The 20056-nt window shown below is 62.2% G+C and carries 15 protein-coding genes, 3 tRNA genes and 1 riboswitch; of the genes, 4 read left to right on the plus strand and 14 right to left on the minus strand.

Annotated features, from left to right (window positions below):
- The 3 genes from AC19YR_RS00005 to emhR form a co-directional block, all read right to left on the minus strand.
- Positions 1–496 (minus strand): T6SS effector phospholipase Tle3 domain-containing protein (locus AC19YR_RS00005; protein ID WP_500596678.1); only part of this gene is annotated, 496 nt, incomplete at its 3' end.
- A 266-nt stretch (positions 497–762) separates the two neighbouring features.
- Positions 763–1650: a DMT family transporter gene (locus AC19YR_RS00010; protein WP_500596680.1), complete on the minus strand. Its 888-nt coding sequence runs from the start codon at positions 1648–1650 to the stop codon at positions 763–765.
- 144 nt (positions 1651–1794) lie between these two features.
- Positions 1795–2427 (minus strand): efflux system transcriptional repressor EmhR, encoded by a 633-nt coding sequence (gene emhR / locus AC19YR_RS00015; protein ID WP_095108179.1) that lies wholly within the window; start codon positions 2425–2427, stop codon positions 1795–1797.
- A gap of 266 nt (positions 2428–2693) precedes the next feature.
- Between emhR and emhA the strand changes: the two genes are divergently transcribed.
- The 3 genes from emhA to adeC are packed head-to-tail and all read left to right on the plus strand — an operon-like array spanning position 2694 to position 8461.
- Positions 2694–3851 (plus strand): efflux RND transporter periplasmic adaptor subunit EmhA, encoded by a 1158-nt coding sequence (gene emhA, locus AC19YR_RS00020; protein ID WP_141233956.1) that lies wholly within the window; start codon positions 2694–2696, stop codon positions 3849–3851.
- 3 nt (positions 3852–3854) lie between these two features.
- A complete protein-coding gene (emhB, locus tag AC19YR_RS00025) occupies positions 3855–7001 on the plus strand; it encodes an efflux RND transporter permease subunit EmhB (RefSeq protein ID WP_500596682.1) in 3147 nt (1048 codons plus the stop codon).
- Positions 7001–8461: an AdeC/AdeK/OprM family multidrug efflux complex outer membrane factor gene (gene adeC / locus AC19YR_RS00030; protein WP_500596684.1), complete on the plus strand. Its 1461-nt coding sequence runs from the start codon at positions 7001–7003 to the stop codon at positions 8459–8461. Before emhB ends, adeC begins: the two co-directional genes overlap by 1 nt.
- Before the next feature lie 272 nt (positions 8462–8733).
- Here adeC and AC19YR_RS00035 read toward each other — a convergent pair.
- The 6 genes from AC19YR_RS00035 to alaS all read right to left on the minus strand — a co-directional run bounded on the left by AC19YR_RS00035 (position 8734) and on the right by alaS (position 13543).
- Positions 8734–8810: transfer RNA gene (locus AC19YR_RS00035), tRNA-Arg, on the minus strand.
- A gap of 72 nt (positions 8811–8882) precedes the next feature.
- Positions 8883–8959, minus strand: a tRNA-Arg gene (locus AC19YR_RS00040).
- 106 nt (positions 8960–9065) lie between these two features.
- Positions 9066–9156: transfer RNA gene (locus AC19YR_RS00045), tRNA-Ser, on the minus strand.
- Between the two features lie 62 nt (positions 9157–9218).
- Positions 9219–9407, minus strand: coding sequence for a carbon storage regulator CsrA (csrA, locus tag AC19YR_RS00050; protein WP_002554426.1), 189 nt, complete (start codon positions 9405–9407; stop codon positions 9219–9221).
- Positions 9408–9594: 187 nt separating this feature from the next.
- Positions 9595–10836, minus strand: coding sequence for an aspartate kinase (locus tag AC19YR_RS00055; RefSeq protein ID WP_095108174.1), 1242 nt, complete (start codon positions 10834–10836; stop codon positions 9595–9597).
- A gap of 88 nt (positions 10837–10924) precedes the next feature.
- Positions 10925–13543: an alanine--tRNA ligase gene (gene alaS, locus AC19YR_RS00060; protein ID WP_095108173.1), complete on the minus strand. Its 2619-nt coding sequence runs from the start codon at positions 13541–13543 to the stop codon at positions 10925–10927.
- 317 nt (positions 13544–13860) lie between these two features.
- Positions 13861–14032: riboswitch (FMN riboswitch) on the plus strand.
- A gap of 116 nt (positions 14033–14148) precedes the next feature.
- Here alaS and AC19YR_RS00065 point away from each other — a divergent pair.
- Positions 14149–14658: a 6,7-dimethyl-8-ribityllumazine synthase gene (locus tag AC19YR_RS00065; protein ID WP_095108172.1), complete on the plus strand. Its 510-nt coding sequence runs from the start codon at positions 14149–14151 to the stop codon at positions 14656–14658.
- A gap of 73 nt (positions 14659–14731) precedes the next feature.
- Here the strand turns inward: AC19YR_RS00065 and astE are convergent, their stop codons facing one another.
- The 5 genes from astE to astA form a co-directional block, all read right to left on the minus strand.
- Positions 14732–15739, minus strand: coding sequence for a succinylglutamate desuccinylase (astE, locus tag AC19YR_RS00070; protein ID WP_500596687.1), 1008 nt, complete (start codon positions 15737–15739; stop codon positions 14732–14734).
- A 12-nt stretch (positions 15740–15751) separates the two neighbouring features.
- Positions 15752–16039, minus strand: a complete 288-nt coding sequence (locus AC19YR_RS00075) for a topoisomerase II (RefSeq protein WP_095108170.1) — start codon at positions 16037–16039, stop codon at positions 15752–15754.
- A 59-nt stretch (positions 16040–16098) separates the two neighbouring features.
- The gene (astB, locus tag AC19YR_RS00080) at positions 16099–17445 is read right to left on the minus strand and encodes an N-succinylarginine dihydrolase (protein WP_095108169.1); all 1347 of its coding nucleotides are present in this window, start codon (positions 17443–17445) and stop codon (positions 16099–16101) included.
- A gap of 78 nt (positions 17446–17523) precedes the next feature.
- Positions 17524–18993 (minus strand): succinylglutamate-semialdehyde dehydrogenase, encoded by a 1470-nt coding sequence (astD, locus tag AC19YR_RS00085; RefSeq protein WP_500596857.1) that lies wholly within the window; start codon positions 18991–18993, stop codon positions 17524–17526.
- Positions 18990–20015, minus strand: coding sequence for an arginine N-succinyltransferase (astA, locus tag AC19YR_RS00090; RefSeq protein ID WP_095108167.1), 1026 nt, complete (start codon positions 20013–20015; stop codon positions 18990–18992). The genes astD and astA overlap by 4 nt, the downstream gene beginning before the upstream one ends.
- Between the last annotated feature and the right edge of the window lie 41 nt (positions 20016–20056).

Below are 20056 nucleotides of genomic sequence, written 5' to 3' on the forward strand. Positions count from 1 at the left end.
CGAAAAACCCGCCGCCCTTGGCGAAGTGGCGGTCCAGGCGATTGTCGAAAACGTCCTGATACTGGGTGCGCAGCTGGGTCGGGTCACCGTTCTTGTCGCGTTTTATCTCGTTGGGCGCAGCGCGATAGCCCCAGTAGAACGGGATGAAGCAACTGCGGGTGGTTTTATCGGTGCTGCGTTTGTAGAGGTAGGTGTCGGGGTCGTCGGCTACTTCCTCGGCGCTACCGCGCCGCTCCTTCACCGGGGTCGCCTGCGCCGCCGCGAAGTCCGCCCCATAGCGCCCCGCACACAAATCCGGGCGGTGCAGGCGCTCGTTCAAGCCGTGCATCAGCCCGGTTTCCACCGACTCATAGGCAGCGCCAGGGTCATTGACGCCATGCAAGAAAATCACGATGCCGGGCATATCCCGAGGGATGGCGATCAGTCGATCGCTCGGCCGATTCGGCACAAGCCGGGTGCGCAGTTCGGCGATTACGGCGTAGGTGGGGTTGCTCACGGGGGGCGTCCTTGTGTGGCTGAGGGCGACGGACGCTTATCTACGGGAAAGGGATAGCGGTTCGCCTGAGCGCACAAATATGAGCATGGGGAAAGTGAAACCACATGTCGGACGGGGGCCATGCACGAGTAGGAGTGATCCGAAAATGCTCATGCTGCCCGTGGGGTGAGGGCAGGAGCCTGAGCAGAGATTGAACGCCCATGGGTTGCCTAAAATCAAAAGCCCCGGCGTGTGAGCGCCGAGGCTTTTGGCTTTGTGGGCCGCGGTCAGTCTTTTTTGCGCTGCGCCCAGGCCACGGCCAGGCCGCTGAGGCAGATCACCGTGATGCCCACCACCGCGAAGCGGTCGGGGGTGTGGTCGAAAATCAGGTAGCCGTAGAGACCGGCGAAGAGGATCTGCCCATAGCTGAATGGCGCCAGCATGGCCGGGGGGGCGTGGCGAAAGGCCTGGGTCATGAGCATGTGGCCGAACATCCCGCAAGTGCCCAGGCCGATCATGAACAGGCCGTGAACCAGGGTCGGAGTGGTCCAGAAAAACGGCAGGATGGCCGTCATTATCAGGCTGTTGAGGATGCCGGTGAGGAAGTTGCTGGTGGTGGGGCTGTCAATGCCGCTGAGCATGCGCGTGAGCAGTTGGTAGAAACCAAAGCACAGGGCGGCGGCCAGGGGCAGGAGAATCGCCGGGGTGAACAGCGCCCCGCCCGGGCGCACCACGATCAACACGCCGATAAACCCAGCCAGCACCGCCAGCCATTGCGCCCGAGTCACCCGCTCGCCGAGTAAGGGCACCGAGAGCGCGGTGACCAGCAGCGGCGCGAGGAACACCACCGAGGTCGCTTCGGCCAGGGGGATGTAGCGCAGGCCCGTGGTGAACAGCAGGCTGACGCCGATCAGGCACAAGGCCCGCAGCAATTGCAGGCCCGGGCGCTTGGTGCGCACCACCGTGCTGAACCCGGTGCGTGGCACGAAGATCACCAGCATTAGCAGGGTGTGCACCACGTAGCGGATCCACACCACCATGACGATGGGGTAGAAGCCAGAAAGGTATTTGGAAAGGGTGTCGTGGCTGGAGAACAGGAACACCGCCGCCAGCATCAGGGCGATGGCTTTGATCGGCTGTTCGGCGCCCTTGAACAATGGCTTACTCACACTCATTCACAGACTCGCAACAAAATTCCTACAAAATACGTAGTTTGCTACCTATCAACCTAACAGCAGTCGCTATATAAAAGCAGCCCGTTGTTGCAGGGCGAGTGAATAACGCAGGGGCACTCGCCGGGGATATTGACACATGTTGATTCAATTGCGCAGGCTGGGGCTCAGGCGCAGCATGTCCAGGCCCGTCTCGACCCAGCGCTCGGCTTCGGCATGCAGCTGGAAGCTGTCAGGGGCCAGTAGCCATTCATAGAGGATGCCGTCGATATAGGCGTGCAAGGTGATGGCGGCGCGGGCAGTGTCCAGGTCGGCGGGCATCTGGCCACGACTGACGGCATTGCGCAGGGCCAGTTCGATGTGCACGTTGCAGTCCAGGGCGGCCACGCGGCGCTGTTGGCGCAGGTCGCACATTTCATCGGTGAACTCGCACTTGTGGAACAAAATCTCATTGATGCGTCGAGTCTTGGGGTCCAGTGCAACTTGATGAAACAAATGAACCAGCAACTTGCGCATGCAGCCCAGAGGGTCCAATTCTTCTTCGCTCTCGCTCGCCCTGGCCATTTCGTCGAGGGGTTCGCGCAGGGTGTCCAGCATGGCCTGGACCAGGTCCGCCTTGTTGCTGAAGTGCCAGTAGATGGCACCGCGCGTCACCCCGGCGAGGGTGGCGATATCGGCCAATGTGGTACGGGCCACACCCCTTTCATAGAAGGCTTTCTCGGCAGCTTCGAGAATTTGGCTTCGGGTTTCCTGGGCTTCCTCTTTGGTACGACGGACCATGGCAATACAACCTCAATCAGGATGCAGCGGCGATGCGTGAAGGGCATCTGAATAAATGTGGGGCGACGTCTCTCGGGACGCGTCCCCCGGCCTACAATTGCTACCTTTAGCCCTGCTTTGTCAGCACTTTGGCAGTGGTGTCAAGGTGTTTACAAACAACCATGAACGTAAGTATATTCAATAGCAAGCTACTTATCCACCTAGCGCACCTGTCAGCCCTTTCCACATTTCTTGTGCGCACACGCGTACCTGACCCGAGGATCTTCATGCAATTCAAGCCAGCTGTTACCGCTCTGGTCACTGCCGTCGCCCTGGCATCGCTGCTCAGCGGATGTAAAAAGGAAGAAGCGGCCCCCGTCGCTCAAACCCCTCAGGTCGGTGTCGTCACCCTTCAACCCCAAGCCTTTACCCTGACCTCGGAACTCCCGGGGCGCACCACGGCGTACCGCATTGCGGAAGTACGCCCGCAAGTCAATGGCATCATTCTCAAGCGCCTGTTCAAGGAAGGTGGCGAGGTCAAGGTCGGCCAACAGCTGTACCAGATCGACCCGTCCGTGTACGAGGCCACCCTGAAAAGCGCCGAGGCGAACCTGCAATCGACCAAGTCGATCGCCGACCGCTACAAGCAACTGGTCGCCGAGCAAGCCGTCAGCCGCCAGGAGTTCGACACCGCCCAGGCCAACCGCCTGCAATCGGAAGCCGCCCTGCAAACCGCGCAGATCAACGTGCGCTACACCAAGGTGCTGGCGCCAATCTCCGGTCGCGTCGGCCGCTCCTCGGTGACCGAGGGCGCGCTGGTCAGCAGCGGCCAGGCCAACGCCATGGCCGTGATCCAGCAACTGGACCCGATCTACGTCGATGTCACCCAGTCCTCCGTGGAGCTCTTGGAGTTGCGCCGTGAGCTGGAAAGCGGCCGCCTGCAAAAGGCCGGCGACAACGCGGCCAAGGTCAAGCTGACCCTGGAAGACGGCAGCGAGTATCGCCTGGACGGCAAGTTGGAGTTCTCCGAAGTCTCGGTGGACGAAACCACCGGCTCCGTGACCCTGCGCGCCGTGTTCCCCAACCCCGACCACACATTGCTGCCGGGCATGTTCGTCCACGCGCAATTGCAGGCCGGCGTGAACACCGCCGCGATCCTTGCACCGCAGCAGGGCGTAACCCGCGACCTCAAGGGCACGCCGACCGCGCTGGTGGTCGGGCCCGACAACAAGGTTGAACTGCGCCAGCTCAAGGCCAGCCGCACCGTGGGCAGCCAATGGTTGGTCGAAGACGGCCTCAAGGCCGGCGATCGCCTGATTACCGAAGGCCTGCAGTACGTCAAGCCGGGCATCGAAGTCAAAGCCAGCGAGGCGACCAACGTGGCCAAGAGCCCCAAAGCCCCTGCGCAGCCAGCAGACACCGCTGCCGGCAGCAAAGGGGAATAAACCATGTCGAAATTCTTTATCGACCGTCCAATCTTCGCCTGGGTCATCGCCTTGGTGATTATGCTGGTCGGTGCCCTTTCGATCCTGAAACTGCCCATCAACCAGTACCCCAGCATTGCACCGCCGGCCATCGCCATCTCCGTGACCTACCCGGGTGCGTCCGCGCAGACCGTGCAGGACACCGTGGTGCAGGTGATCGAGCAGCAGCTCAACGGGATCGACAACCTGCGTTATGTGTCCTCGGAAAGTAACTCCGACGGCAGCATGACCATCACCGCGACCTTCGAGCAGGGCACCAACTCCGACACCGCCCAGGTCCAGGTGCAGAACAAGCTGAACCTGGCCACACCGCTGTTGCCCCAGGAAGTACAGCAACAGGGCATCCGCGTGACCAAGGCAGTGAAGAACTTCCTGCTGGTGATTGGCGTGGTTTCCCAGGACGGCAGCATGTCCAAGGACGACCTGTCCAACTACATCGTGTCCAACATGCAGGACCCGATCTCGCGTACCGCGGGCGTGGGTGACTTCCAGGTGTTCGGTGCCCAGTACGCCATGCGTATCTGGCTCGACCCGGCCAAACTGAACAACTTCAACCTGACCCCCTCCGACGTGAAGACCGCCGTGGCGGCGCAGAACGTCCAGGTGTCGTCCGGGCAACTGGGCGGCCTGCCGGCCGTCGCCGGCCAGCAACTGAACGCCACCATCATCGGCAAGACCCGCCTGCAAACCGCCGAGCAGTTCAAGGCAATCCTGCTCAAGGTCAACAAGGATGGTTCGCAAGTGCGCCTCGGCGACGTCGCCGAAGTGGGCCTGGGCGGCGAAAACTACAGCATCAGCGCGCAGTTCAACGGTAAACCGGCCTCGGGCCTGGCGGTCAAACTGGCCAACGGCGCCAACGCCTTGGACACCGCTAAGGCACTGCGTACCACCATCGACGGCCTCAAGCCGTTCTTCCCGCAAGGGATGGAAGTGGTGTTCCCGTACGACACCACGCCTGTGGTGACCGAATCGATCAAGGGTGTGGTTGAAACCCTGGTCGAGGCGATCGTGCTGGTGTTCCTGGTGATGTTCCTGTTCCTGCAGAACTTCCGTGCCACGGTCATCACCACCATGACCGTGCCCGTGGTACTGCTGGGCACCTTCGGCATCCTCGCGGCGTTCGGTTTCAGCATCAACACCCTGACCATGTTCGGCATGGTGCTGGCCATCGGCTTGCTGGTGGACGATGCCATCGTGGTTGTCGAAAACGTCGAACGGGTGATGAGCGAGGAAGGCCTGTCACCCAAGGAAGCCACCAAGAAATCCATGGGCCAGATCCAGGGCGCCCTGATCGGTATTGCCCTGGTACTGTCGGCGGTACTGCTGCCGATGGCGTTTTTCAGCGGTTCCACCGGTGTGATCTACAAGCAATTCTCGATCACCATCGTCTCGGCCATGGCCCTGTCGGTACTGGTCGCCCTGATCTTCACCCCGGCCCTGTGCGCCACCATGCTCAAGGCCATTCCCAAGGGCGAGCACGGCACGCCCAAGCGCGGCTTCTTCGGCTGGTTCAACCGCAACTTCGACCGTGGGGTACGCAGCTACGAGCGCGGCGTGGGCAACATGCTCAAGCACAAGGCGCCGTATTTGCTCGCGTACCTGGTGATCGTCGTCGGCATGGTCTGGCTGTTCACCCGCATCCCGACCGCGTTCCTGCCCGAGGAAGACCAGGGCGTACTGTTCGCCCAGGTGCAGACTCCGGCCGGCTCCAGCGCCGAGCGCACGCAAGTGGTGGTCGACGAAATGCGCGCCTACCTGCTCAAGGAAGAATCCGCCGCCGTGGCTTCGGTGTTTACCGTGAACGGCTTCAACTTCGCCGGCCGCGGCCAGAGTTCGGGCATGGCCTTCATCATGCTCAAACCCTGGGATCAGCGTTCTGCGGAAAACAGCGTGTTCAACCTCGCCAACCGCGCCCAGCAGCACTTCTTCAGTTTCCGCGATGCCATGGTGTTCGCCTTCGCCCCGCCCGCGGTACTGGAGCTGGGTAACGCCACCGGTTTCGACGTGTTCCTGCAAGACCGCGCCGGTATCGGCCATGACAAGCTGATGGCCGCGCGCAATCAGTTTCTGGGCATGGCCGCCCAGAGCAAGGTGTTGTCCCAAGTCCGCCCTAACGGTCTGAACGACGAGCCGCAGTACCAACTGACCATCGATGACGAGCGCGCCAGTGCCCTGGGCGTTTCCCTGACTGACATCAACAGCACCCTGTCCATTGGCCTGGGCAGCAGCTATGTCAACGACTTCATCGACCGCGGTCGGGTGAAGAAGGTCTACATCCAGGGCCTGCCGGGCGCTCGCATGAGCCCCGAGGACATCAAGAAGTGGTACGTGCGCAACGCCAGCGGCACCATGGTTCCGTTCTCGGCCTTCGCCAAGGGCGAGTGGATCTACGGTGCACCGAAGCTATCGCGTTATAACGGCGTGGAAGCGATGGAAGTGCTCGGCGCCCCGGCGCCTGGCTACAGCACCGGTGAGGCGATGGCGGAAGTCGAAGCCCTGGCGGCGAAACTCCCGGCGGGGGTGGGCATCTCCTGGACGGGGCTGTCCTATGAGGAACGCTTGTCCGGCTCGCAAGCGCCGGCGCTGTATGCGTTGTCCCTGCTGATGGTGTTCCTGTGCCTGGCGGCGCTGTACGAAAGTTGGTCGATTCCAATCGCGGTCATGCTGGTGGTGCCCCTGGGGATCATCGGAGCGCTGCTGGCCACCAGCCTGCGCGGGCTATCCAATGACGTGTACTTCCAAGTGGGCTTGTTGACGACCATCGGCCTGGCGTCTAAAAACGCCATTCTGATCGTCGAGTTCGCCAAGGAACTGCACGAACAAGGGCGCAGCCTTACCGACGCGGCCATCGAGGCCTGCCGGATGCGACTGCGGCCGATCATCATGACTTCCCTGGCGTTTGTCCTGGGCGTGGTGCCCCTGGCGATCTCCACCGGCGCCGGCTCAGGCAGCCAACACGCCATCGGCACCGGCGTGATCGGCGGCATGATTACGGCCACCGTTCTGGCGATCTTCTGGGTCCCACTGTTCTTCGTCACTGTGTCTTCGATGGGCCGCCGCAAAAACGCGGACCAGGGCGACGCACCTGTAACTCCTAAAGAGGCTGGCTAATGAGCAAGTCGCTACTCTCCCTGGCAGTCGCCGCATTCGTGCTCGGTGGCTGCTCGCTGATACCCGATTATCAGCAGCCCCAGGCGCCTGTCGCCGGGCAGTTCCCGCAAGGGCCGGCGTATTCGCCGGCCCAGGCTGCCAACACGGCCGCCGCCGAGCAGGGCTGGCGCCAGTTCTTCCACGACCCGGCGCTGCAGCAGTTGATCCAGACCGCCCTGCAGAACAACCGCGACCTGCGCGTCGCGGCCCTGAACATCGACGCCTACGCGGCCCAGTACCGCATCCAGCGCGCCGACCTGTTCCCGGCCGTGTCCGCCAACGGCAGCGGCAGCCGCCAACGCACGCCGGAGCGCCTGTCGCAGACCGGCGAGTCGGCCATCACCAGCCAATACTCAGCCACCGTGGGCATCAGCGCCTATGAGCTGGACCTGTTCGGCCGCGTGCGCAGCCTCAGCGAGCAAGCGCTGCAAAGCTACTTCGCCACCGAAGAAGCCCGGCGCAGCACCCAGATCAGCCTGGTGGCCGGCGTGGCGAATGCCTACCTGACCTGGCAGGCCGACAAGGAGCTGCTCAAGCTGACCCAGGACACCCTGGCCGCATACGAAGAAAGCTACCGCCTCACCTCGCGCAGCAATGAAGTGGGCGTGGCCTCGGCCCTGGACCTGAGCCAGTCGCGCACCTCGGTGGAAAACGCCCGCGTACAACTGGCGCGCTACACCCGCCAGGTGGCCCAGGACGAAAACAGCCTGACCCTGCTGCTGGGCACCGGCCTACCGGACAACCTGGGCCAGGGCCAGCCGCTGTCGGCCGACCTGCTGAGCGAACTGCCAGCAGGCCTGCCGTCCGACCTGCTGCAACGTCGCCCGGACATCCTCGAAGCCGAGCGCAAACTCAAGGCCGCCAACGCCAACATTGGCGCCGCGCGGGCCGCGTTCTTCCCCAGTATCAGCCTGACGGCCAATGCCGGCACGCTGAGCCCGGATCTGTCGGGGCTGTTCAAGGGCGGTTCGGGCACCTGGCTGTTCCAGCCGCAGATCAACCTGCCGATCTTCAACGCCGGCGCCCTGCGCGCCAGCCTGGATTACTCGAAAATCCAGAAAGACATCACCGTGGCGCAGTACGAGAAGTCCATCCAGACCGCCTTCCAGGAAGTCTCCGATGGCTTGGCTGCACGCCAGACCTTCAACCAGCAATTGCAGGCGCAACAGGACTTCGTCAACGCCAACCAGGACTACTACCGTCTGGCCGAGCGACGCTACCGCATCGGTGTGGACAGCAACCTGACGTTCCTCGACGCTCAACGCTCCCTGTTCAGCGCGCAACAAGCGCTGATTAGCGACCGTTTGGCGCAGTTGACCAGCGAAGTCAATCTGTACAAGGCTTTAGGTGGCGGCTGGAACGAACAGACCGGGGCCAACACCCCAGTGGCCGAAGAAGCACCGAAGCTCAAGCTGTTCTGATAACAACGCGCTCCGCCCCCATCCGCAGCCCCAAAAAGGCTGCGGTTTTTTTTGCCCGGCTGGCCGACGCCAGTACATCGCACAGCGCCGCCAGCACCTCTCCTAGGGGCCTTACCCCCTCTTTCGCCGCCCCAGCACCGCCAAGCCCTGACAAGCACTACAGCGCACGCCCAAAACCGTCCTACCTGCTCAGCCCCCAACAAAGGCAGCACCACCAAAAAACCGGGACGAAAAAAAACCCCAAACCGCGAGGCCTGGGGCTTTTTCATGTTTGGTGCACTCGACAGGATTCGAACCTGTGACCGCTCGGTTCGTAGCCGAGTACTCTATCCAGCTGAGCTACGAGTGCAATTTGTGTTTTTAGACCAGATCACAACTGGCTTGTAGCAAGTCACCTGCATTGCTGCAACTAACTCTTAAATGGTGCACTCGACAGGATTCGAACCTGTGACCGCTCGGTTCGTAGCCGAGTACTCTATCCAGCTGAGCTACGAGTGCATTTGTTGCCGCGCATTATAGGCCGTCAAATCTTTTTGTAAAGCTCTTTTTCTAGTAAATTCAACAACTTACAGAACAAGCCAGATTACAACGTACTAAAAAATAATGGCGGAGAACGGGGGATTCGAACCCCCGACACCCTTTTGAGGTGTACTCCCTTAGCAGGGGAGCGCCTTCGGCCACTCGGCCAGCTCTCCGCAACACGGGGCGTATATTAACCAGCTTCATCCCCGTTTGCAAACATAAAAAACGATAAAAATTAATGGCTTGGTTCTTCGTCCTTCTCTTTCTTGATCCGCAGGTAAATTTCCTCACGGTGAACCGCCACCTCTTTCGGGGCATTGACACCAATACGCACTTGATTGCCTTTGACACCGAGCACGGTCACAGTGATTTCGCCATCACCAATAATCAGGCTTTCTGCGCACCGACGAGTCAGAATCAGCATACCTTTCTCCTCACGCATTACATTTCAGGGACTACAGTCTGCAAAAAAAAGGCATTCGACCTACAACCAGAATGGTCGCAACCCTACACGCCTAAGTATTGACTAGCGCGAGCAAAAGAACAGGCCAGAGTCGCGCTATTCAAAAAAACAAAGGGCGCGGATCATCCGCGCCCTTTGGGGAAACGCATCACTCGCCCTGTCGGGCCGGTGCGTCCAGTTCGAAAGCCGTGTGCAGGGCGCGCACGGCCAGTTCCAGGTATTTCTCTTCGATCACCACGGAAACCTTGATTTCCGAGGTCGAAATCATCTGGATGTTGATAGTTTCCTTGGCCAGCGACTCGAACATGCGGCTGGCAACGCCCGCATGGGAACGCATGCCGACACCGACGATCGACACCTTGGCGATCTTGGTGTCGCCTACCACTTCACGGGCACCGATCTCGCGCGCAGTGTTCTCCAGCACGGTCTGGGCCGCCTGGTAGTCGTTGCGGTGCACGGTGAAGGTGAAGTCGGTGGTGTTATCGTGCGCCACGTTCTGCACGATCATATCGACTTCAATGTTCGCGGCGCTGATCGGGCCGAGAATCTTGAACGCCACGCCGGGGGTGTCTGGCACACCACGGATGGTCAGCTTGGCTTCATCACGATTGAACGCGATGCCGGAAATGATCGGCTGTTCCATGGATTCCTCTTCATCAATAGTAATGAGGGTGCCCGGACCCTCCTTGAAGCTGTGCAGTACGCGCAGCGGAACGTTGTACTTGCCGGCGAACTCCACCGCACGGATCTGCAGCACCTTGGAACCGAGGCTGGCCATTTCCAGCATCTCTTCGAAGGTGATCTTGTCCAGGCGCTGGGCCTGGGCCACCACCCGCGGATCGGTGGTGTAGACACCGTCCACATCGGTGTAGATCTGGCACTCGTCGGCCTTCAGGGCCGCCGCCAGCGCCACACCGGTGGTGTCGGAGCCGCCACGGCCCAGGGTGGTGATGTTGCCGTGCTCGTCAACACCCTGGAAACCGGCGACCACCACCACGCGACCCGCCTTGAGGTCACCACGGATCTTCTGGTCATCGATTTGCAGGATACGCGCTTTATTGTGCGCGCTATCGGTCAGGATCCGGACCTGGTTGCCGGTGTACGACACCGCCGGGATACCGCGCTTGATTAGCGCCATGGCCAGCAACGCGATGGTCACTTGCTCACCGGTGGAGACAATCACATCCAGCTCGCGGGGAACCGGTTGCTCCTCACCGCTGATCTGCTTGGCCAGATCGATCAGGCGATTGGTTTCGCCGCTCATCGCGGACAACACAACCACCAGGTCATCGCCGGCTTCGCGAAACTTCTTAACCTTGTCGGCGACCTGCTCGATTCTCTCGATAGTGCCGACCGAGGTGCCTCCAAATTTCTGTACGATCAAAGCCATTTCAAAGCCGCCTCTGCCCATGAAGGGCGCCCAATAATCACTCGACAACTACCCGGCCCGCCATGGGACGACAGACCGGGCGGCTGCCTTAAATAGCCTGTTCCACGAAAGGCACGGCCAAGGCCAGCGCCGCATCCAGGGCGCTGGCGTCAGTACCGCCGCCTTGCGCCATGTCTGGACGACCACCGCCCTTGCCGCCCACGGCCGCAGCCGCTTGCTTCATCAGATCACCGGCCTTGAGTTGACCGGTCAGGTCTTTGGTTACGCCCGCAACCAGAACGACCTTTTCCTCATGGACACTGCCGAGCAGGATCACTGCGCGGCCGAGCTTGTTCTTCAACTGATCGACAAGGGCCAATAGCGCCTTGCCATCCTGACCGTCCAGGCGCACGGCCAACACTTTCACACCTTTGATATCCAAGGCAGACGCCGACAGATCGTCACCGGCCGCGCTGGCGGCCTTGGCTTGCAACTGCTCCAGTTGTTTTTCCAGCGCACGGTTGCGCTCCAGCACCGCCGACAGTTTGTCGAGCAGGTTGTCGCGGCTGCCCTTGACCAGGCTGGCCGCTTCCTTGAGCTGCTCTTCGGCAGCGTTCAAGTACGCCAGCGCCTGGGCGCCGGTGACCGCTTCGATACGGCGCACGCCAGAGGCCACGCCGCCTTCGCTGATAATTTTGAGCAGGCCGATATCGCCGGTACGGTTGGCGTGGATACCGCCGCACAACTCCACCGAGAAGCTACCGCCCATACTCAGCACGCGCACTTCGTCGCCGTACTTCTCGCCGAACAGCGCCATGGCGCCTTTTTGCTTAGCGGTTTCGATGTCGGTTTCTTCGGTCTCGACCGGGGTGTTCTTACGAATCTCGGCGTTGACGATCTCTTCCAGGGCCTTGATCTGTTCAGGCTTGATGGCTTCAAAGTGGCTGAAGTCAAAACGCAGGCGCTGACTGTCGACCAACGAGCCCTTCTGCTGCACGTGCTCGCCCAATACCTGGCGCAACGCGGCGTGGAGCAAGTGAGTGGCCGAGTGGTTGAGCGCCGTGGCGTGACGCACGTCAGCATCCACCTGGGTTTCGACGGGGGCGGCAACGGTCAGGCTGCCGGCGCTCATCACGCCGTGGTGCAGGAACGCACCGCCAGTCTTGGTGGTATCACGCACGTCAAAACGCGCGGCGCCCGAGGTCAGGTAACCGCAGTCGCCCACCTGGCCGCCGGATTCAGCGTAGAACGGCGTGCGATCGAGGACGATCACGCCCTCCTCGCCTTCGCTGAGCACGTCAACCGACTGGCCGTCCTTGTACAGCGCGACGATTTTCGCTGCGCCACAGGTGTCGGTGTAACCAGTGAACTGGGTGGCCACGTCAACCTTGACCAGGGTGTTGTAGTCCAGGCCAAAGGCGCTGGCGGAGCGGGCGCGTACACGCTGGGCTTCCATCTCGCGCTCGAACCCGGCCTCGTCGATGGTCAGCTCGCGTTCGCGGGCGATGTCGGCGGTCAGGTCCATCGGGAACCCGTAGGTGTCATACAGCTTGAACACCACGTCGCCCGGCACCACGGAGCCTTTGAGTTCAGCCAGGTCCTGCTCGAGGATTTTCAGGCCGTGTTCCAGGGTCTTGGAGAACTGCTCTTCTTCGGCCTTGAGCACGCGCTCGATGTTGGCCTGTTGCTGCTTGAGCTCCGGAAAGGCTTCGCCCATCTCGGCCACCAGCGCGGCAACGATCTTGTAGAAGAAACTGCCAGTGGCGCCCAACTTGTTGCCGTGGCGGCAGGCACGACGAATGATGCGGCGCAGCACATAGCCGCGGCCTTCGTTGGACGGCAGCACGCCATCGGCGATCAGGAAACCGCACGAACGGATGTGGTCGGACACCACTTTGAGGGACGACTGGTCGTCATTGCTGCAACCAATGGCCTGGGCCGAGGCGCTGAGCAGGTTCTTGAACAGGTCGATCTCGTAGTTGGAGTGCACGTGTTGCAGCACCGCGCTGATCCGCTCCAGGCCCATGCCGGTATCGACCGACGGCGCGGGCAGCGGGTGCAACACGCCATCGGCGGTGCGGTTGAACTGCATGAACACGTTGTTCCAGATCTCGATGTAGCGGTCGCCGTCTTCTTCCGGCGAGCCGGGCGGGCCGCCCCAGATGTCGGCGCCGTGATCGTAGAAGATCTCGGTGCAGGGGCCGCACGGGCCGGTATCGCCCATGGTCCAGAAGTTGTCGGAGGCGTAAGGCGCGCCCTTGTTGTCGCCAATGCGGATCATGCGCTCGACCGGGACGCCAATCTGCTGGGTCCAGATGTCATAGGCTTCGTCGTCGGTGGCGTAGACCGTGACCCAGAGTTTTTCCTTGGGCAGGCCTAGCACACCGGTGAGGAAGGTCCAGGCGTAGGTGATGGCATCGCGCTTGAAGTAATCGCCGAAGCTGAAGTTGCCCAGCATCTCGAAGAAGGTGTGGTGACGGGCGGTATAACCGACGTTTTCCAGGTCGCTGTTCTTGCCGCCGGCGCGCACGCACTTCTGGCTGCTGGTGGCGCGGGTATACGCACGCTTTTCCTGGCCCAGGAAGCAGTCCTTGAACTGGTTCATCCCCGCGTTGGTGAACAGCAGGGTTGGGTCGTTGCCCGGAATCAAAGAGCTGGAGGCGACACGGGTGTGGCCTTGCTCTTCGAAGAAGCGAAGGAAGGCTTCACGGATTTCTGCGCTTTTCATTAGGTTCTTCCACGGAGGCTGCGGCCAAAGGCCAGTGCGCGACGTCATCGGACGGAGCGACGGCAAAGGGCCGCATTATATCGGCGTTAATCAGCAGGTACAGCGTGTTTGTACGATACACAGGCGCAATTGGACGGCCAGGACGATCAATGACGTGAAAAATCGACGAAAGCGAGGGAAAACCCCGGTTTTTGCCGGTGACAGCCGCCCTGATCGGCGCCATTGAGCGAAGAAAGCGATGATTATCATCACCCTCGCCCCATGCACCTGTTGGAAATATATGGTAAAAACTGCCCGCTGCCAGAAAAAGCTGGTGGCAACGTTCTCAGGGCGGGGTGCAATTCCCCACCGGCGGTAATTGCGCGCAATGCGCATAGCCCGCGAGCGCTTGGCGGCACCCACGGCTGTTGCGGTGAGTGGTGCCAAGGTCAGCAGACCCGGTGTGATCCCGGGGCCGACGGTCATAGTCCGGATGAAGAGAGAACGGGATTGGCGCCCAAGGGCCGTAAGACAAATCCTGCCAAGGCAGGGAAAAGTCGTGCGCACCCTTGAAATCCCATTCGATTCATATCGCCCTGTTTTTCACACAAACAGGAGTTCAGAACATGCAACCCACCGCAATCGATAGCAAAAGCAAACACCATCACGGCGAACGCGTCGCCTTTATCCAGGCCTGCTGGCACAAGGAAATCGTCGATCAGAGCCGCAAAGGCTTCGTCGCCGAAATGCTGGTGCAGGGCTATCAAGAAAGTGACATTGATTTCTTCGAAGTCGGCGGCGCCTTTGAAATCCCGCTGCACGCCAAGCTGCTGGCCAAGTCCGGGCGCTATGCCGGCATCGTCGCCGCAGCCCTGGTGGTGGACGGCGGTATCTACCGCCACGAGTTCGTCGCCCAATCCGTGGTCAGCGGCCTGATGCAGGTGCAACTAGAAACCGAGGTGCCGGTGTTCTCGGTGTCCTTGACCCCGCACCACTTCCACGCGGGCGAAGAACACCAGAAGTTCTTCTTCGACCACTTCGTGCACAAGGGCCAGGAAGCTGCGCAGACCTGCGCCGACACGCTGCACAAGATCCGCACCTTGCGCCGTAACGAGCCGCGTGCCGTAGCGGTTTAACCCCACCACGAGCGCCACAAAAAGGGCAGGCCCATAACGGACCTGCCCTTTTTTGCTGTAGCAAGCCTGCTTGCTACAGCAGCGTTTCGGCGTTGTTGGGTACGATCAGGATGCCCGCGCGCAGGCCGTTCTTGACCTTGGGGTTGGGAAAAATGATGCGCGCGCCTTCCTCCTCCACCACCCAGCGCATCTGGGCGATGTCTTCGGCCAGCACGTAGCCGGGTTCCAACTCAGAGAAGTTCTCGATATCGGCCGGCAGGTTCAGTTGGAATTGATCGCTGTGCTTGATGATTTCCCGCGCCACGCTGAACAGCTGCAAGCCGTCGAGGTTGCCGTCGAGCGGCGGCTCGGTGCCTTCGATGATCTGCTGCAGGCGTGTTTCCAGGCGCGAGACGTCCACGCCTTCGTTCTGCCCGAACGGCCGCGCCTTGCCCAGTTCCAGGGTGAAGGCCTCGGCGCCGAGTTTGTCGTAGGTAAACGAGCTGAACACGATGGACGGCTTGTTCTGCAACAACACCGCCTGCATGCCGGCCGCGCGCAGGCGCGCCAGCTCCAGGCGCGAATGGGTGCGGCCTTCCTTCCAGGGGTAGAGGGCGAACTGCTCGATCTTCGAACCGCGGATGGCGGTGTGCAGGTCGTAATGCAAACGGCCACGCTCGGGCAGGCTGAAGAAGGTGCTCGCCAGGCGTTCCAGCTCGCAGGCACGCAGGGCTTCACTGCCACTGCTTTGTTCGTGGCGGCCGTTGAAGAGGCGATTGACGTCCTGCTCGATATAGCGCTCGCCGCGGCGCATGGCCTCGGGGTTGCCGAACAGGAACAGAATGCGTGCGCGGGGCTTGAGGTCGCCCCGGGCGATGGCGTGCAACAGACGGTCGAGCAACTCGATGGGTGCCGTCTCGTTGCCGTGGATGCCCGCCGATAACAGCAGGTCCAGGCCATTGTCGCGGGCTTCGGGAGGCCGCACTTCCAATGCGCCCTCGCTCAGCCAGCGCATACGCACACCGTCGACAGTCAGTTGAGTCTTTTGCGCCGGTTCGCGACCGGCGAGGGTCAGTTCAAGCAGTTTGCCGAGGGCGAGCATAGAACGACTTCCTTAGTGGTCGTGCTGGCAATCCGGGCCATGCACATGGTCTTCGTCGCCAGCGTCGGCCGGTTCCATTTCCAGTTGCAGGCTTACCAGGTTAGTCGCCAGCGGGCGCAGCAGCAGGTTGGCGTATTCCGCGTCGCCTTCTTCCACATCGACGCCAATCAGCAATTGGCCGCGGCCGTCGTGCTGGATCCAGACTTCCTTGCCCTGCCACACCACCGCCACGCGGGTGCAAGAGGTTTGCAGTTGGGTGCCGTCGGTGTCTTCAAGGATCAGCTGCAGGGTATCGCTCATGTCTTTAGGCTCTCGTTTGGGAGATAACGCAGCGTGCCGAGGGGCTGGCACGCCGGTTTTCAATTGATCTGGAAAGGGTAAACCGCGCCCAGTTTAAGGATTTGCGTCAGTTCATCCAGTGCCGTGCGGCATTCAAGCAACAATTGCGGGTCCGCCAGGTCGGTTTCGCTCATGCGGTCGCGGTAGTGCTTCTGCACCCATTGGGTCAGGGAGCCGTACAAAGGCGCGGTCATGATGACGCCGGGGTTGACCGCCGCCAGCTCGGTTTCGTTGAGGGCCACCCGCAGGCGCAGGCACGCCGGGCCACCGCCGTTCTGCATGCTTTGCTTGAGGTCGAAGACTTTCACCTCGCGAATCAGGCCGTTAGCGGCGGTCAGCCCTTGCAGGTAGTTCCACACGCGTTCGTTGTTCTGGCATTCCTGGGGCACGATCAGCAGCATCGAACCGTCGGCACGCGACAGCAACTGGCTGTTGAACAGGTAGGAGCGCACCGCGTCCTCCACCGTGACCTGGGAACGCGGCACGCAAATCGCCTTGAACTGGCCGCCACGGGCCGCCAGTTTGTCGGACAGTTCCTTGAGCATCGCCTCGGTGTGGAGGAAGGCGTCCTCGTGATAGAACAACGCCTCGCCGTTGCCCACTGCGATCACGTCGTTGTGGAACACGCCGGCATCGATCACCGCCGGGTTCTGCTGGGCGTAGACCACGCCAGCATCGCTCAGGCCATGCAGGCGAGCGACAGCCTGGGAAGCTTCCAGGGTCTGGCGCGCCGGGTACTTTTGCGGCGCCGGGTAGCGGTTGTCGAAGGCACTGCGGCCGAACACGAAAAACTCCACCCCGGCCTCGCCGTAGTCGCGGCAAAACCGCGTGTGGTTGGCCGCGCCTTCATCGCCGAACTGCGCCACCGCCGGCAAGGCCGCGTGGTGGGCGAAGTGCTGCTGATCGGCGAACATCGCCCCCAGGACGCGGCTGGTCGTCGGGTGTTCGATACTGCGGTGGTACTTGCAGTTGAGGTTGGCGGCGGTGAAGTGCACACGGCCGTCCGCGGTATCGGCGCTGGGGCTGACCGTGGCGGCATTGGCCACCCACATGCTGGAGGCCGAGCAACTGGCCACCAGCAGCGGCATCGCCTGCTTGGCGGCCTGCTCGATCACTTGCGCGTCGGTGCCGGCAAAACCCAGGCTGCGTAGGGCGGCCACGTCGGGGCGCTCCTGCGGCGCGAGCACGCCTTGCACAAAGCCCATGTCCATCAGCGCTTTCATTTTCGCCAGGCCTTGCAGCGCTGCTTCCTTGGGGTTGGAGGCCTGCTGGCTGTTGCTCTGGGATGCGACGTTGCCGTAGGACAAACCGCCGTAGTTATGGGTCGGCCCCACTAGACCATCAAAATTGACTTCATAGGATTTCATCAGCGAGGCTCCACGAACATCTGTTTTTATAGGGCCCTGCCTATGGCAGCGAGCAAGTCCGCTGCTACAGGAACAGGGTTACACCAACCGCACACCCGGCGTCAGTGTGGCGGGCAGCACCAGGCTTGGGGTTTCCAGGGACGCTACCGGGTACGCGCAGTAGTCGGCCGCGTAGTAGGCGCTGGCGCGGTGGTTGCCCGAGGCGCCGACGCCACCGAACGGCGCGCTGCTGGCGGCGCCGGTCAGTTGCTTGTTCCAGTTGACGATCCCGGCGCGGCTTTGCAGCCAAAACTGCTGGTAGCGCGCCTCGGAATCCGACAGCAAGCCCGCGGCCAAGCCGTACTGGGTGTTGTTGGCCTCGGCCATTGCCGCGTCGAAGTCAGCGTAGCGGATCACTTGCAGCAGCGGGCCGAACAGCTCTTCGTCGGGGCGCTCGGCCACGGCTGTGACGTCGAGGATGCCCGGCGTCAGCAGCGCCGCGCCGGCCTGGGGCTGGGTCATCGCCAGCAGCGCCTGCGCCCCGTTAGCCAGCAAGTGAGCCTGGGCGTCCATCAGGGCGCGGGCCGCTTGCAGGGAAATCACCGAGCCCATGAACGGCGCCGGTTGCTGGTCGAACGCCCCCACCTCGATGCTCGCGCTGACCGCCACCAGGCGCGCCAACAGGCTGTCGCCCCAGGCGCCTTGCGGCACCAGTAGGCGGCGGGCGCAGGTGCAGCGTTGGCCGGCGGAAATGAATGCCGACTGGATGATGGTGTACACCGCCGCGTCCAGGTCCGCGACCTGCTCCACCACCAGCGGGTTGTTGCCGCCCATCTCCAGGGCCAGGATCTTGTCCGGGCGCCCGGAGAACTGCGCATGCAAGTGGTTGCCGGTGCGGCTGGAGCCGGTGAAGAACAAGCCGTCGATACCCGGGTTCGCCGCCAGGGCAACGCCGGTGTCGCGGGCACCTTGCAAGAGGTTCAGCACGCCGGCGGGCAGGCCAGCCTCGATCCAGCATTTGACCGTCAACTCAGCGACCTTGGGCGTCAGTTCGCTGGGTTTGAACAGCACGCTGTTGCCCGCCAGCAGCGCCGGGACGATATGGCCGTTGGGCAGGTGCCCGGGGAAGTTGTAGGGGCCGAACACCGCCACCACACCGTGGGGCTTGTGGCGCAGCACGGCGGTGGCGTCGCCCAGCGGGCCGCTCTTCTCGCCGGTGCGTTCGCGGTAGCTCTGCACCGAAATGGCAATTTTGTTGACCATGCTGGTGACTTCGGTGGCCGACTCCCACAACGGCTTGCCGGTTTCCTCGCCGATGCAGCGAGCCAACGCGTCGCCGTGGTTTTTCAGGCTGGCGGCGAAAGCTTCGAGCACGCTGATGCGTTCGTCCAGGGAACGGCTGGCCCAGGCCGGGAAGGCCTCGCGGGCCGCTTGCACGGCCACCTCGACCTGCTCGGCGCTGGCGCCCTTGCCGGCCCACAGTACGTCCTGGCTCACCGGGTTGAGGGATTCAAATGCCTGGCCCAGGCCTTCGACCCAGCGGCCGGCGATGTATAGCGAATTCATTATTTTGGCTCCCGGGCAGCGGACAGCGGCACGGCGCGCACTTGGTCGCCGGCGTTGAGTTTCAGGCGTTTGGCGGTCAGCGGGTCAACCACCAGGGTGCCCGCGGCAAAGCGCGCAGGGGCGGCGGTGATGCGGCAGTCCTCGCGCTTGCGGTTGTGAATCAGGAAAGGGGTGGCGTCGTCGCCCGGCGTACCGATGGCCAGCACCAGCGCCTGGCTGTCGCGCACTGCGCGGATCTTGCTGGTCTCGCACTCCACCGCCGGGCCGGCGTCGAAGATGTCGACGTAGCCCTGGTAGCTGAAGCCTTCGCTTTTGAGCATGGCCAGCGCCGGCTCGGTGTCGGTGTGCACTTTGCCGATCACGTTGCGCGCATCTTCGGAGAGGAAGCACGTGTACAGCGGGAATTTAGGCATCAGTTCGGCGATGAACGCCTTGTTGCCCACGCCGGTCAGGTAATCGGCCTGGCTGAATTCCATCTTGAAGAAGTGCCGGCCCAGGCTTTCCCAGAACGGCGAGCGGCCGGCCGGGTCGGACATGCCGCGCATCTCAGCGATGATCTTATTGCCGAACAACTGCGGGAACTCAGCGATGAACAGCATCCGCGCCTTGGCCAGCATCCGGCCGTTGAGGCCGCTGCGGTAGTCGGCGTGCAGGAACAGCGAGCACAGCTCGGAGTTGCCGGTCAGGTCGTTGGCCAAGAACAGGGTGGGGATTTCGCGGTAGATCTTCAGTTCCTGAGAGGCGCTGACCGTCAGGCCGACCCGGAAGTTGTACCAGGGCTCGCGCAGACCCACGGCGCCCGCGATGGCGGAGATGCCCACGACCCGGCCGTCATCGTCTTCAAGCACGAACAGGTAGTCGGCGTCGCCGCGTTCGGCTTCGCCGCGAAAGGTCTTCTCGGCCCAGCCGACCCGGTGGGCCAGGCGTTCTTCGTTGGCCGGCAAGGTGGTCAGGCCGGTGCCGGTGCTGCGGGCCAGCTCGATCAGCGCCGGTAGGTCGCTGCTGCGTACGGGACGAACGATCATGCTTTCTCCTCAAACGGGCCGTCGCTGGCGACCACCCGTAA

The sequence above is a fragment of the Pseudomonas sp. MF08817 genome, assembly GCF_059862705.1.